Annotated in this window: 9 protein-coding genes; 7 read left to right on the forward strand and 2 right to left on the reverse strand. The window is 30.2% G+C overall.

All coding sequences use genetic code 11. From position 1 onward, the window contains the following. Nucleotides 1–192 precede the first annotated feature (192 nt). The 4 genes from LS41612_RS04835 to LS41612_RS04850 all read left to right on the forward strand — a co-directional run bounded on the left by LS41612_RS04835 (nt 193) and on the right by LS41612_RS04850 (nt 8,119). Complete coding sequence (locus LS41612_RS04835; RefSeq protein ID WP_024364179.1) at nt 193–1,707, forward strand: MutH/Sau3AI family endonuclease; 1,515 nt, start codon at nt 193–195, stop codon at nt 1,705–1,707. Between the two features lie 343 nt (nt 1,708–2,050). After that, a complete protein-coding gene (locus LS41612_RS04840; RefSeq protein WP_024364180.1) occupies nt 2,051–4,315 on the forward strand; it encodes a hypothetical protein in 2,265 nt (754 codons plus the stop codon). 38 nt (nt 4,316–4,353) lie between these two features. Continuing rightward, nucleotides 4,354–5,583, forward strand: a complete 1,230-nt coding sequence (locus LS41612_RS04845; protein ID WP_024364181.1) for a hypothetical protein — start codon at nt 4,354–4,356, stop codon at nt 5,581–5,583. Beyond that, nucleotides 5,576–8,119: an SNF2-related protein gene (locus tag LS41612_RS04850; protein ID WP_024364182.1), complete on the forward strand. Its 2,544-nt coding sequence runs from the start codon at nt 5,576–5,578 to the stop codon at nt 8,117–8,119. Before LS41612_RS04845 ends, LS41612_RS04850 begins: the two co-directional genes overlap by 8 nt. Nucleotides 8,120–8,451: 332 nt before the next feature. On the opposite strand, the gene LS41612_RS04855 is transcribed toward LS41612_RS04850, so the two are convergent. After that, entirely contained in the window at nt 8,452–9,096 is a 645-nt protein-coding gene (locus LS41612_RS04855) for a hypothetical protein (protein WP_024364183.1), read from the reverse strand. Between the two features lie 586 nt (nt 9,097–9,682). On the opposite strand from LS41612_RS04855, the gene LS41612_RS04860 reads away from it, so the two are divergent. Next, a complete protein-coding gene (locus LS41612_RS04860; protein ID WP_024364184.1) occupies nt 9,683–10,534 on the forward strand; it encodes an HNH endonuclease in 852 nt (283 codons plus the stop codon). A gap of 398 nt (nt 10,535–10,932) precedes the next feature. On the opposite strand, the gene LS41612_RS04865 is transcribed toward LS41612_RS04860, so the two are convergent. Continuing rightward, nucleotides 10,933–12,396 carry a Sau3AI family type II restriction endonuclease gene (locus LS41612_RS04865; RefSeq protein ID WP_024364185.1) on the reverse strand — a complete coding sequence of 488 codons (1,464 nt, stop codon included), beginning with the start codon at nt 12,394–12,396 and terminating at the stop codon, nt 10,933–10,935. 154 nt (nt 12,397–12,550) lie between these two features. Between LS41612_RS04865 and dcm the strand changes: the two genes are divergently transcribed. Both dcm and LS41612_RS04875 read left to right on the forward strand, forming a co-directional pair. After that, complete coding sequence (gene dcm / locus LS41612_RS04870; RefSeq protein WP_024364186.1) at nt 12,551–13,801, forward strand: DNA (cytosine-5-)-methyltransferase; 1,251 nt, start codon at nt 12,551–12,553, stop codon at nt 13,799–13,801. Between the two features lie 268 nt (nt 13,802–14,069). After that, nucleotides 14,070–15,896: a KAP family P-loop NTPase fold protein gene (locus tag LS41612_RS04875; protein WP_024364187.1), complete on the forward strand. Its 1,827-nt coding sequence runs from the start codon at nt 14,070–14,072 to the stop codon at nt 15,894–15,896. The last annotated feature ends 54 nt before the right edge of the window (nt 15,897–15,950 follow it).

A 15,950-nucleotide genomic window follows, 5' to 3' on the forward strand; every position in this document is an offset into this window, starting at 1 on the left:
ATGCATACGAACATCCTTTCTCTATATTCGTATTATAAGCGAATTAATTAAAATGATCAAGTTTTTTTATTTGAAAGACATAAATTGGATTTTATTCGTTTATTATTTAGCATATTTAGCAGTATAATCTAGTGTATAATTTATCAAATGTACATTTAATATATATTTTTTATTATAAAGGAGAACATTAACATGCAAAATAAAATAATAAATATTATTACTCCATTAGAACAATTTAAACATAAATCTATATTTGAAATAGGCCAAATAACTGGACTTAATGCGAATTTAGTAAGTAAAAAAACTTCAATTAGCTCTTTATCTAATTCTATGTTTTCGTACACTAATATAAATCTAACTCAATTAAAGAAAGATTTTAATTTAATTATTAAAACAGTTTGTTTAAAAGAAAACGGCATACCAAAAGAATCTATGTCATTCGAACATGTTCAATTCCATAATGCGGTAAATGAAACATGGGAACATAGCTTCTTAAAGGAAAAATTTACAAATACAACTATTTTATTTGTTATTTTTCAATCTGTAGGAACAGAAACATATTTTAATGGATTCAAACTGTGGAAGATGCCAGAAGAAACTATACATAATGAATTAAAAAGTTTCTGGTCATTATTAAAAAACAAATTAGAAAATGGTGTTACTCTAAAATTAGTTAATCAAGGCAATAAAACTATTACAAAAAATGATTTACCATCTACTCGAGAATCTAAAATAATGCATATTCGTCCTAAAGCTAGCAATGCTAAGGACACAGTGGAATTACCTGACGGTCAACTTATTACTAAACAAGCATATTGGCTTAATGCTTCTTATGTAGGGAATATTCTAGCAGATGTACCCAGACTTAAAATTAATAACAATCAATTGGATCAACAAATTATTATATATGATTATCAGCAAATCAAACCGTTTCTAACCAAAGAGATTTATACGATTGATCAATTTATTAAAATTACACAATCCATTTTTAAATCATTTAATCACTTCGATGTAAAAGAACAGCAGATTGAAACCATTGGATATAGATTACTACCACCATTCATATTGCATCAAAATTTTAATAGTCTAGATGAATACTTTAATGTAAAGATATTTAAGGAACGATATTTTAAATTACCTGAAGACGACGCTTGGCAAAATTCTTTTTTACAACGTAAGTTAGAAAATATGGAAAATGACTTTTCTATATTTAAAATTGAAGACACAATGTACCTAACTAAAATGGCACTTGAATCGGCTAAAATTGAAAAATCAACTTTAATTTCTTACAGAGAATCAGTAGAGGAATTTGTATCTAAAAATCAATATTTTACTTTGGTCTCTTTAAAAAAGAGTGGTTTCCATCATCTAATTGATGACTTTGGATTCGAATCATTGTTCTATGAATCTCTATTAAAAAGACCTGGTCGTTTGAAATCACTAAAAATTTGTGGTCAATTATTTTTTATTAAGACCCCATTAAAAGTAGATTTATCACATTTTTTAACGTCTTTATTTACGACGTCAAACCAATCTGTTTTGTCAGTAGATAATATTATAGAACAAATACATGATACTTTTGGTATAAAACTCAATTTTGAGGCTATCAATAATTTACTTAAATCTAGTTCTATTGATCAGTATTACTCTGATGCACTATGTAAACTTTTCCTAAATAAAAATGATTATTTAGACTATATCCAATAAAACTCTCACCCAATCCTGCTGGATCGGGTGAGAGTTTTGTACTTCAAGTTGTATTTTCTGTCATTTTTGTTTTAGCTATTGTAATTTTCTAGACAATAATTCAGACTTATCAACAAGCAATTCTTTACAAGGAAAAAAGTAGATAGATTCTTAAATAACCATTTGAAATGAGGCGGTAAAAATAAAAAAGCTATCCAAATCACATGAATATAGCTTATATCATTTAGTAGGTTCAATTAGCCTATCAACAATTCATAAATTTATTAATATCTATAAGTTAACAGCCGATGATTTTTTAAATGAATCAACTCACTTACTTGAACAAATGGGTTCAAAGAAAGCCATGATTGCTAAGGTTAAAAATATATTAAAGACTTTACCTGAAGGGCAAATAACCCAACCCAGCATAAAACATCTAGCTGCTACCGGATTATCTGAAAACAATATTAAACTACTACAATCCATTAATATAACTTATGATAATTTGGATAATTTAAATTTTAAATTATTTTCAAATCTTACTTCTGATAATATTCGTGAATCAACATACCAACGTATTATGAAGGCCTATACCGAATTTGAAGCTTTAGTTTTTATAGATAAGAATAATGGTAATGCTACTTCTACTAATAAAGAAGCATTATTAAAGAATTATCTAGAATCCCTTGAGCCCGGTTCATTTTTTACTATAAACCAATTGTTGGATTCTCAACCATTTCTAAATGAAAAAGATGATGTCGATTTTTTTTTAAAAAAAGACTTACTTATTAAAGATAATATGTGGTACAGAAAAAAGTATAAAGAATTACATCTGCATATCAAAGAAAATTCTAGTCTTAAAAATATAGATGTTTTAATCGAGAGATTAAATGGGAAATCTATGCAAGAATTAGCTGATGAACAAAATGTTTCACGTCAATCTATTTCTAATCGTGAAAAAATGGTACTGAAAAAAATCTCTTTTACTGAAGAAGAAGCATTATACAAGAAATTTTTTGAGAGTTTCAACTGTTCTAAAAATATATTTTGTGATCTCTTCAATGAAACAGAAATCGTATATAATTTTTTAAATATACGTTTGAAAAAAGGTAAGAAAGATTTGTTAAAGCATATTAATGAGTATCCATTTACAGATAATCAGAGAATTACTATTCTACAGCATTATAAAGGATTTATTAATCATAAAAATGAGTTAACTTCTTTAAGTAAAATCTCTGTATTTGAAGATGTGCTTTTCTTTTATGGGAGAAATTCAACAAATGACAATATGCTCCTCTCAAAATATAATGAGCATATTATCAAACATAACTATGATATAGAATTAGCTAAAGACGCAACTGAACTTCGTGGATTACATGAGAGAAGTGTATATGCTTTACAAGATCGAGGCTGTAACTATAGATATTATGATTTTAACCAGTTGGATAATGATGAGATTAAGCATTTAAAGGAACTCTTAATCCTTCCACCTGGTATATATAATATGAATAAGATTTTTAGTGAAAACTTGGAGTTTATGAAATCAATCGATATTCGAAATGAAAATGAACTACACAATCTTTATAAAGCATTTATTTCTATAGAAAATGTTACTTACAACCGAATGCCTGAGTTTTCAGTAGGTAATACCGAGAAAAAAGAGTTTATTATTAATCTATTTTTCGAACAAGCTCCCATTCATATTAATGATTTTGTAGATTATGTTAATGATGTTTATTACTTAAAAAAGAACTCATTAAAGAGCTATCTTCAGATGTCACTTTCAGAGTACATTAGCGATGATATTATCCAAGTAAAATATAAAGATGTAAAAGATTCAGAAGTTGATTATTTACAATCAGTTTTAACGTCGGATATCCATACAATTGAAGAAATTACTGAGTTAGGATCTCAGAAATTGGATGATTTTTCTAATAGATTTATGAACAATATGTTGCTTAATAAATTAGGCTACAACATTCGAGGTCAATTTATTTTGACAAATAAGTATAGAAGTGTTGAAAGATATTTCACGGACGCAATTCTTAAAAACGATTACTTTATCAATGAAAGATTGGCTGTCCATCGTACGCAAAGCTTTTGGAAAACCATCTATGACTTAGAGAAAAATCTAGATATATTTAAAGTAGACAAAGACACATATATTACTTTAGGCAAATTAGAGCAGGTCGGTATTTCAAAATCTATTATTTTGGATTTCCAAAATAAGGTGAAAAAGTTTGTTGGAAAAGATCAATATTTCTCCTTGTCGCTACTACAAAAAAAAGGATTTACACATGAATTATTGAATTTAGGATTTGAAGACATATTCTATAATCGAATTTTATGGGCAGATTCAGAGATTAAAGGCATTAATCTAGCAGCTGGCTATATCTTTATCCTTCAAGAAAATGATGTATCACTAATTGATTTTTTAGAATGGCTTGTTCATGAACATGGAACAATTGATGGTCACGACTTGGTGGATTATATTTACAAAAAATATAATATTCTAATTGAACTACAAAAAGCTATTACATTGTTGCAAAAAAACGATGTTTATTATTCACCAGAACTATCAAAGTTTTACTGTGATAAAGATATGTTCTTTGAGGAAATTTACAAATAAATTTATACAAATATATTTAATTAGGGAGATACAAACATATGACTATGACTACACATCTATCTTTAAAAGATTTAATTGAACAAAAAATTATCCAAAAAACGGATGCAACACGTAAATTAACGATTCAAGGAATCACTAAAAATTATAAGGTTTATCGTATACCAACAAAGTATCTGCATTATAACAATCAAAATGGCCGTATTATTAGTTCGATTAACAGATATGAGTCTGAAGGAAAGAAATTAGATCTTTCTGATAAAGAAAGTTACAATAATATCTTACAACAATACATTATTGATTCTAATAGTACGGCTCTACAGGCAACTAAATCGAACATAAAACTTTTTGGTCAACGATTACCTGGTGTTGTTTTGAATGATGGGAAGGTAATAGATGGAAATAGAAGGTTTACTTGTGTACGCCTTATCAATGCTGAAGATGGCACAAATCTCTATTTTGAAGCAGTCATTTTAGATCAAGCTGAAGGGTTGACAGATACAGACATTAAACGTTTGGAATTAAATTTGCAACACGCAGAAGAACGTCCGGTCGACTATGATCCTATAGATAATCTAGTCGAAGTTTATACTGTTATTGTTAAAGATAAATTATTTAGTGTGGAAGACTATGCTCATAATACAAATAAGACAAAGTCAGAAGTAGAAAAAATGGTGAAGAAAGCGACTCTAATGGTTGAGTTCCTAGAATTTATCAACGCCGAAGGTAAATATTATGTTGCCAGAGACTTGAACTTAGATGGTCCGTTACAAGAGATTATGGGGATTCTAAATAAAGAAGATTCGTCTGATGAAGCAGAGTATCTACGTGTGAAAAATGCTCTATTCGCTGCACTTGCAATTCCATACCGCGGGGACACTACTCGTTATATCCGTGATATTGGAAAAAATATTTTACGTGCCGATAATCGTGAAGAATTCTTAGAAGAGTATGAAGATATTGTAGAAGACGTATACGAAACTTTTCAAGAGAAAGAGATCGTTACAAAAGAAATTATTCGCCAAGTTAATACAGATTTGGAATCTAAAAAGAAATCTGAATCAATTATTGAAGATAAAATTGCGAAAACAATTATCACAAATATCCAAGGGAAACCAATCGAGTCTTTAAAACGTGCAATTACGGCTTTAGAATCTATAGACACGGATCAAATATCTCGTTTAGATGCCGCCTCTAAACAAGAATTTAAGTCATTAATGGATAACATCAATGCAACAATGAAGTTATTTGGTGATAAATTTGGTGTTTAAAGAAATACCTCTTAAGCCTTCTTATTATACAACCACCTCAAATATTGTGAATGAGTTTTATAACCCAGTCCTGCAAATTGCAACATCGTATGACCGAGTAAGTGGTTACTTCAGTTCTAAAGCCCTCGCAGCTTATGCAAAGGGCTTGCAGGGCCTCATTCAAAATGATGGGAAAATGCGGCTTATTATCTCTCAAGATATTAGTGAAGAAGATTTTAACCTACTAAAAGAAGGCTATAATCTTCGAGAACAGTTAACGAATAGCCTATTATCGAAGTTAGATGAGCGATTAACTACTGATGATCAAATTAATTTTTATAATCTAGCCCATTTAATTGCAATAGGTAAAGTAGATATTAAAATCGGCTTCAAAACATCTGGAATATTCCATTCGAAATTTGGTCTATGCGAAGATGCAGATGGAAATGTAATTTACTTCACTGGTTCCAACAATGAAACATACGCAGCAATTGAAAATAACTTTGAATCATTTGACATTACAACCTCATGGCTTGCTTCTCAGTTTGATATGCAAAAAATAGTACATGCTCGCCAAGAATTCAATACTCTTTGGGCAAATAAAGCTCAAATGATGAATGTTCAGATTAAGGACATTAATGAAATTATCAAACAAAAGATCATAACCTTTGATAAAGGGAGGCTTATTTTGAACCAAGAAATGTTATTTGAAAATGCACTAATTCTATCTATTAATGATGGGCAGTTAATTGTAGAAGATACACTAACTTCTTATACTATTAAACCAAAAGATTATGCTTTACAAAAACTAGCACCTTATTTAGAAGGTGATTATCCTAATTTTAAATCTGATTTAAACTATATCGAAATGAAAGAAGTCATTAAAATACTTGAACGCTTTGCTACTCGTAAAAAATTCAATTTCATTGTCGGTAGTGAATTAACAAACTTCCTTGAGCAGCAAGCTTATTGGATTGAGGAACGCTCAAAATATGCAATCTTACTGAAATCACAGGACAATACAATTTTAGATTGCTTCGATGAGTTCAAAAAAATAGTTAGTAATGAATTGCATAGACCATTGCGTGAAATGCAAATGTGGAGTGCCTTCTATATGCAACAAATGAAAAAGGCAGCGAACTTCTCTGTTCCTGGTGCCGGGAAAACTTCGATGATTTATGGTGTTTTCTCATATCTAAATTCGTCTACAATTAATGCTGTCGATCGTATTGTGATGATTGGACCAAAAAACTCCTTCCTATCTTGGAAACTAGAGTTTGCGGAGAATTTTGGCGATAAAAAGGAACTAAGATTACTAGATATCCACGATGAAGATTCCCCCATTATTCAGCTGGAAATCAATAGTATGAATAAGAACCTTATTTTAATTAACTATGAATCGCTTCAAAAGTACGAAAAAATCTTAATGGATATCATCGATGACCGAACAATGCTTGTATTTGACGAAGTGCACAAAATCAAAGGTGTTCAAAGTAAGCGTGCACAAGTAGCGAAAAAAATCGCTGAAAAGCCGCTTTATAAGTATGTTTTAACAGGGACACCAATTCCGAATACTTATGAAGATATCTACAACTTCTTGAATATCCTATATACTGATGAATATAAGAAATTCTTTAACTTTAAGATTAATGATTTGAAAAATCCTGACGTAATAAAAATAGAGAAAATTAATGATAAGCTCTATCCATTCTTCTGGAGAACAACAAAGACTGAACTTCAAGTGCCGCCTGTATATCCTGATGAAATCATCAGGGTACCCGCAAATCATTTAGAGCAAGATATTATTGAGTTGCTATACAAAAAGTATGCTGGTAATCCATTTCATCTATATATTCGTCTCATTCAAGCATCTGCCAATCCCGAACTACTCTTAAGAGCGATTAATCGTATTGAAATGTACGGTGATGAAAATCAGTTGAATTGGTACAATAACTTCGATGAGGACGAAATTGTCTTTACTGATGACGAGATTCAAACAATTAAACAAGTAAAGACTACCTCTAAATACCAGGCTGCTATTGAGTTAACTAACGATTTACACAATGAAGGCAAACAATGTTTAATATGGTGCATGTTTGTTAATACAATTGATAAAGTATACGCTGATTTAAAAGCAAAAGGCATCAAAGCAGCTGTAATCTATGGTAATACAACACAACAAGATCGTGAAGAAATCATCGAGGCATTCAAACGTGAAGAAATTGATGTTTTAATTACTAATCCACATACTCTAGCTGAATCTGTTTCCTTACATCGTACTTGTCATGATGCAATTTATCTAGAATATTCATTCAATTTAACGCATATGTTACAATCTCGCGACCGCATTCATCGTCTAGGATTAAAAGATACTGATTATACTCAATACTACTACTTCATGCTTGAAGGTCAGGAAGGTGCACGAAATACGATTGATGAGCGTATTTATGACCGTTTGAGAGAAAAAGAACAACGAATGATTGATGCTATTGAACGAGGGATTTTGGAGCCAGATCCTGAAGTAGATTATTCGGAGATTTTAGATTTGTTTAAATAAGACTATACTAAAGCAAGCGCTACTAGCGTTTGCTTATTCATTGTAATTATTCAAATGAAACGCCCTATTAAAAACTCATTGTTTATATACCACTATTTAAATAATTGGGTGAATTTATTTTAAATCAAATTATTGTTAGATAATGTACAGAAAATTAATGGTTTTTTGTTAAATATAAAGAGTTGTATGAGTAATATGGAGTGTATAATATAGTATATAGAGAAAAAATGTAAAATTTTAAGAAAAAAAAGAAGGTTAATTAATAATCACTCCTTTGGTTGGAGGAGTGATTATTTCTTGGATACTATTATTGGTATTTTGAATACTGATTATTATAGATGGTTGTCTTTTAATAAAATTATTTTTACATCTTCTAATGAAAGTTTTAATTCCTTCATATTTTTATATTGGCTATCTAATATTTGTTCAAGAACATTTTTAATCATTAACCATAGACCAATTACTGCAAGGATTAAAGCAAATATTGACATAGCTAATCCATAATACTCAATTTTTGTTGTGAATTCTTTTAAGAATAACATTGAGATAGGAAGAATTACAATGATGCATATTTTATTGATAGTATTAAAAATTTGTTCGCTTACTTTAAGAGAGCTGATTGTCTCCGCAATTTGATCAATTAATATATCGATTTGTTCTATTTTAGTTATTTCAAAATTAAATAGAATATTTTTTAGAAGCTCAATTTTTCTAGAATAGATGTCTCTTTCTGTACCATATTTCGTTTCTTTAATTTTTTTTATTTCATATCCAATATATCCACCACTAATTAAAGCTAAAAACATGTAACCGATGAATAATAACCAGTTAGTATCACTAATTGAAAAGTAGAACGATGTAAGTGCTAATAAAAGTGGAACTAAAAATATTATCCATTTGTACCATTTTAATTCTTTCAATAAAGGTGTGATTCTTTCTTTATTTTTAAAATAGTCTTCGTAAATTAACCAAATCACTTTAAACTCACTCCAATTCCAATTTGAATTAATAGATACTACGTTAGAATTGTATAATAGGTTTCACCCTAAGGTAATTTATATCTGAAAATTAAAGTATTTTGAAATTTATTATAACTGGTGGAAATTCCGACTAATACTTTGTTATCATTAAAGTGTTAATTGAATTTGGAATTATCCAATGAACAGCTATATCGAAATAACTTTACTTGAATGTCTATTGGAACATCATTTCACCAAATATTGCATAGCAAAAGCTTTTTTGTAAATGAATAAGCGAATTAAAAGGCTTCATTAATAGTAGGTGAAAAAATGACAGCAATTGAAATACTATCTTTGCCGTTTAAGCTAGATAGTATTGATCAAATAAGCAACACAGAACAATATTTAAAATTACCCAGTCATTTTATGTGCTGAACGGTAACAAAGAGGCTTATATTGGAGAAACTGTATATTTTAAAAATAGAATGAAAGCACATTTAAAAGCACGTAAAAATATTGATCAAATCAATCTCATCAAGCATGATGAATTTAATAAATCTGCAACATTTCATTTGAACCTAGTGGATTTTGAAAGAGGTATACAATGATATTCCGAAAAATTACAGCTACTGATGAAGATTTTATACTAACACGAACTAAGTATAAACTGATTTATGATGAATTTCGACAATTCGCAGAGTTATTAACAGAACAAGCTGGAAATGCTATAAAACCTAGTGGGAAGTCAAGTTCATATGCTAGATATTTAATTAGATTTGTAATCTTGTACGAAGAAATTTATAAAGAGACGATTGAAGAACTTGCTAGTTTTAATGCTTTAAAAAAATTCGAAAAGTTAAGTTCTTTGCAGGACTTTAAAGAATATAATCAAAGAGAAAATAGATTTCCAAGTGCTACAATTGCGTGTTTTAGAGCTTATGTAACATCTAAGCAAATGAGGGAAGAAGAAAATAATGACACAGAACTTAATAGCATTCTAAATTCTACATCTTCAATTAAAAGTAATATGAATGAAAATAACATAGGGTTAATTTCTGAGCCTAAATTAAAATCAGAAAAGAAGAAAACGCAAAATGGCTTCAGTTATCCAAGAAACCCAGTTGAAAGTATTGCCGCTAAGGAAAAAAGTAACTATAAATGTGAAATGGATAATAGTCATGTCACATTTATATCTGCAAAAAATCAAATGCCCTATATGGAAGCACATCACCTAATACCTATGGCAGCGCAAGATTATTACGAAAATACAATTGATTTTGCAGATAATATTGTTACGCTTTGTCCAAATTGCCATCGAAAAATTCATCATGCTTCGTTACAAGAAAAAGCAGTTATGATTGACTACCTTTACCAAAAGCACGAAAAATTATATGAATCTCATGGTATTAAAATTAATAAAAAAACGTTAATGAATTATTATGGTATTCTTCTCTAAATGACGACTTAAGAATATTAATATATTTAATAAGTAATCCCTTAATCACTTTAAGGAATATCTGAAGCAGTTAATCTTATAAAAATCGTAGTGTACCATTGAATTAAAGGCAGGTGATTCAATGAGTACTCCGAGAATGGAAAATATATTAATAACACTAGTCATAGCTATTATAATTCAAATGTTTGCTGATGAAATTTCATATTTTGCGGTGTTTGTTAAAGCGAATATAACTGATTATTTAATGCTATTGGGAATAAGTATCATTATTGGATTATTAATTTATAAACGTAAATAGAGACTATATTGGTGTATTCCAGTTTACTCAAAAAAATAAGCGTAGCAAACAATTTGCTACGCTTACTCGCATTATTCAATCACTTTAAGTATTACAGCATCTACTGTTTTAATTCCTCATTCAAAATACTAAGGATATAAGTGTTATTTAACCAAAAACTCTGTTTCGTCATAATACGTCCATCTGGTAAGGTGTCGCCATAAACAGAGTGACTTCCGATGACTTCGCCAGTTTCTAATACATAATAACGTTCTGTTGTATGGGGGCGAATATGAATGATACGATTATCACTTTTCTTTGGAAAGTTGTTTTTTACTTCAAAGTTGATGCCGTCTTTTTTGAACTTTTTATATAGTAAAGGCCCTTCTTGCGTTATTTTTTGTATACTTTCCCATCCTTCACGTGCTTCTTCTAAATCTTCATAAGACATATTCCATAGTTGGCAACCTTTTAATACGTAGTCATTCCCTAACTTTTTGTATACAACAAATAAATAACGTTTCGAACTTAAATCATTATAAAAAGCTGATTCTTCCCATTCTTCGTTCACTAGTTCCTTAAATTTAAAAGCAGGGAATGAAATGCTTTCGACCATTTTTCCGTTCTCTTCAATTCGGATAGCTTTTACTTCGATATTTGCTTTAATAAACTCTTCAGCACGATTCGATTTTATTCCTAACATGCGATAGGCTAATGAACTATAGAAATTTTTGGATCCAGGTTTAACACTAAATTCTTTACTAAGTTGAGTGCTTGTTTTTCCTGTATGATCATTTATTGTATTAACAATTAGCATTTCAAATGTTTGATGATTGGATGGACTTACATTATCCAAAATAGACTCGTATGTATTCACTTGATTCAGAACATATTTGTTTAACATATAGGTCATATAAGACTGTTTAAAACAGAAAGCGCGTTTTGGTGCTTTAATATCAGGTGCGTAATATTCTTGTGGAACTAAACTTTTACTAGCGGTAGATCCCTTTGTGCATGCCCCTAAATACATCGTCTCACCTTCAGACAATTCATGAGCACGACCTTCTTTTACTTTTGTAACGATTTTCTCATAATCTTGTTGAATGATTATTAAATCTTCTTCAGGAGGAGAAAAAAGTGTTACAAAATTGATAGGATAGTCAACTTTTTGTAAATCGCGATTCCTTAAGTAATGAATTAACAATGATAAACGAAACTTGCTATAAGCATGGGATTTAAAGAAGTCTTGTTCTATAGGTTCGGTGTAGCTAATCATTGTGATGACTAAACGTTCACCTGCTGAAAAGCCTCCTTTTTTTCCTATTTCATAGGGAGTAACCTTTAGTTCTACTCCTGCTTTTGGAAAGTCAGGTTCTTGGTCACTATTAATTTCATATTCGAAGTGGTACTTCTCAATTAAATGACCCATTCCACCTTTATACCTTGGATTATTCACCTTTTCTATCGTTTCCTGTTTTAATTCTTCATCGATGGCTGCATTATTTATTACATCGAAAAATGTTTGACCGATTAATAACTCGCCGTATTCTTTAATGCTTATTGGATTTGTATCATCATACTTCAAAATAGGTTTACCTCCATAATTTGGGTGACTTATTTAAATGATAGCTTAACGCTAGTAAAAATACATTAAATTGATCTCTTAGTAAAACTTAAAAGTTGATCTTTTGGGCTACATGATTTATAATACGAATATGTAGAAAGGGAGTTCGTATTTTATGAATAAAAACCTAAATGTTGTGGAATTATTCGCAGGTGTTGGTGGTTTTCGTCTTGGCTTAGAAAAAGTAGACAAAGAATTTTTCCAAACAGTATGGGCCAATCAATGGGAGCCTTCAAAAAAGGCCCAGGATGCTTATGAATGTTATATAAGTCACTTTACTGAAGGTGAAGCAAGTAATGATGATATTACAACAGTAGCTAATAGCAAGTTCAGCTCGTTACACATAGATTTATTAGTTGGTGGTTTTCCATGTCAAGACTACAGTGTGAGTCGCTCGTTGAATAATGAACAGGGTATAAATGGTAAAAAAGGTGTTCTGTTTTGGGAGATTAAACGAGTACTTGAAAACAGTCATCCGAAATATGTACTACTAGAGAATGTAGATCGTTTGATTAAATCGCCATCGAAACAGCGTGGACGAGATTTCGCCATTATGTTAGCAGTATTCAGAGACTTAGATTATATTGTTGAATGGCGAGTTATTAATGCGAGTGAATATGGAAATGCACAACGTAGACGTAGAATTTTTATTTTTGCATATAAAAAAAACCTCAGCTTTGCTAATCAGCAGAAGAAGTTAGCTAAAGAAGCTATTTTATTTAAAGAAGGATTCTTTGCACGTACGTTTCCTGTTACAAATGAACCGTATAAAAATCGTCGTGCATCTGTTGAATTACCTAGAGATATTGTTGAAATTTCGGATAATTTTTCATTTGGTTTTCATACAGCGGGTATTATGATTGAAGGTCATGTTCATACCGTTCAACCGGAACCAATCTTAACAACTCCTATCCCATTAAAAGATATATTGCTTCCAGAAGAACTAGTTGATGAAGAATATTACTTAAATGAATCGGCCATTGAAAAGTTTAGCTATCTACGTGGACCTAAAAAAATTGAACGAACTTCTGCTGAAGGTCATAAGTATATTTACTCTGAAGGTGGTATGTCACCTACGGATGATTTAGATTTACCTGGACGAACGATGCTGACAAGCGAAGGGACTGTTAATCGAAGTTCACATATAGTTGAAGTCAATGGTAGAAAACGTTTTTTAACCCCGCTTGAATGCGAACGTTTAAATGGATTTGATGATAACTGGACGGAAGGCATGCCTAAACGTATGCGCTACTTTTGTATGGGAAATGCTCTTGTAGTAGATTTAATTACAGATATGGGTAAGAAGATTATGGAAATTGATTTACTGGAGCAAGAAAATGTTACACAAATAACTTTAGGGATTTAATACACAGAGTTTTCTCTGTGTATTTTTTTGTACCCTTTGCTCTCTTTTATGATGAATCCTTTGACTATGAAGGATAATAGCTCTTATTACAGAGTTACGTCCAAACTACCGTTTGTTTTTTATTTAATAATTATATAGCTTATCCGTTGTATGATTTGTTATGATTATTTAAATGGTAAATTTAGGTTTTTTAAGTAGGGTATTTCGTTATAGTTTGTAACCAATAAAGACCTAGAAGATTTCCAAATAAAGAATGGAGTTGGGATTAATGGAGACAAAATTAAAAAATATAGGAATTCATGACTTACCAATTTTTGATGATAGTTTAGACTTATTTGAAGTAATGCCTTATATTGAGGCTCTAAGCGATTTTATTAGACAAAGTGCTACACCAATTACAATTGCATTGCAAGGAGGTTGGGGAACAGGAAAAACTTCTTTTATGAATTTAATTAATCGTCAGTTAGAACCAGTGAAACGATTAGGAGAGGAAACTGGAAGTATAGTAAATACTGAATCTCCTGTTGTCACTGTAAATTTTAATACGTGGCAATATACTCAATTTAACCTTGAACAAAATTTAGGCATTTCTTTTTTAAGTTACATAATAAATAAGCTGACAGAAGATTTGAAAGGCGATGAAAATAATTTTGTAAGCGAGGCTTCTAAGGCAATTAAAGGTCTTGCAAAATTTGGTGTTAATGTTGTTCTTGCTCAGGCTGGAATGCAACCAGTAAGCGATGAGGAATCTAAAAATGATGAGGTAATGGATCCAGCACAGGCAATTGAAACTCTAAGAGAATCTTTGGGGGAAATTGTTAAGAAAATAGCGAAGAAATATGCCGTTAATGGTGAAGATGCAAGATTAGTTGTATTCATTGATGATTTAGATCGACTTAAACCATCTATAGCAGTTAGTCTATTAGAAGTAATTAAATTATTTTTAGATATAGAAGGGTGTATTTTCGTTTTAGCTGTTGATAATCGTGTTATTGAAGAAGGTATAGCAGAAGTGAAGCAAACTTCTATAGCCAAGACGAAAAGTTTCTTAGATAAAATGATTCAAGTTCCTTTTAAAATTCCAGTTGAAATATATAACTATAAAAGGTTTTTAACTGACAATTTAGGCGTTCTTTCTGAGAATGATGAGCTTTCAAATGAGCTACAAAACTTAATCCAGTTCAGTGTGGGCAGTAATCCTCGTGCAATGAAACGGCTTATAAATAACTTCTATTTAAATAATAAAGTAAATATGATTATTGATAATCAAACCATTACATCCCAAAATGATCAGTGCATTTTAATTGCAATTATCTGTATGCAACTTGCTTGTCAACCATTATATATTACTATGAGATACTCTGATTCTAAATTAGAGCTGTTAAATAAAGTAGTAGAAGAAGGACTGTTTGTAGACTTTTTACGAGAAGAATTTATAGAGTTAGAAAGTCTGAATTTATTTGAGGAAGATACAGAAAATAGTATGGATTCTTATGATCGCTTTTTAGATTATTTAAGAACTATCTTATTACTTACTGTAAATAAAGATAGGAATGGTGTATTAGAAGAAGCAGATTTATCTGTCTATAATAAAATTTTGAAACGTTCAGATATGACGAATGTTTCACAGTCGCAAGTTAAAATGAATAATGATGAAGATTTAGGTGAGATTGTAAATGTGAAATTACTAGACTTCATTAATAATATTAAGAAATATCAATTAGAAAAGAAACAAACCTTAGTTTATAAAAATAGTCATAATGATGGAATCTATAATATGAAGGAAGGCTTCCAAGTTATTGTTAATGACGCTGTAAAAGGCAAAGAACATATTGAAAAATTAAAAAGTGTAGATGGACTTAAAAATAGTAATATAGCAAGAACTATGTACTTCCGATTACTTCCAGAGTCTGAGTGGAGTGATGCAGAGAAAAAATATAAAACATTGGAATTCGGAAACCAAGAAATTGGTACAGTTAAATTAGGGCATAGTTTCGGTAATGCTGAATCAGCTAGACAATTATATAGAGTATTAAATTATTTAAATTCGGATATTGTCAATGATATTTACCTTCGTGCGCGACCTGTTGAGTAAAAAATAATGAACTTAGTTTATTTGCCCTTTGAATGTAAAAAGGTGAGTAAAAAT

Source organism: Lysinibacillus sphaericus, from assembly GCF_002982115.1.
Classification (GTDB): domain Bacteria; phylum Bacillota; class Bacilli; order Bacillales_A; family Planococcaceae; genus Lysinibacillus; species Lysinibacillus sphaericus.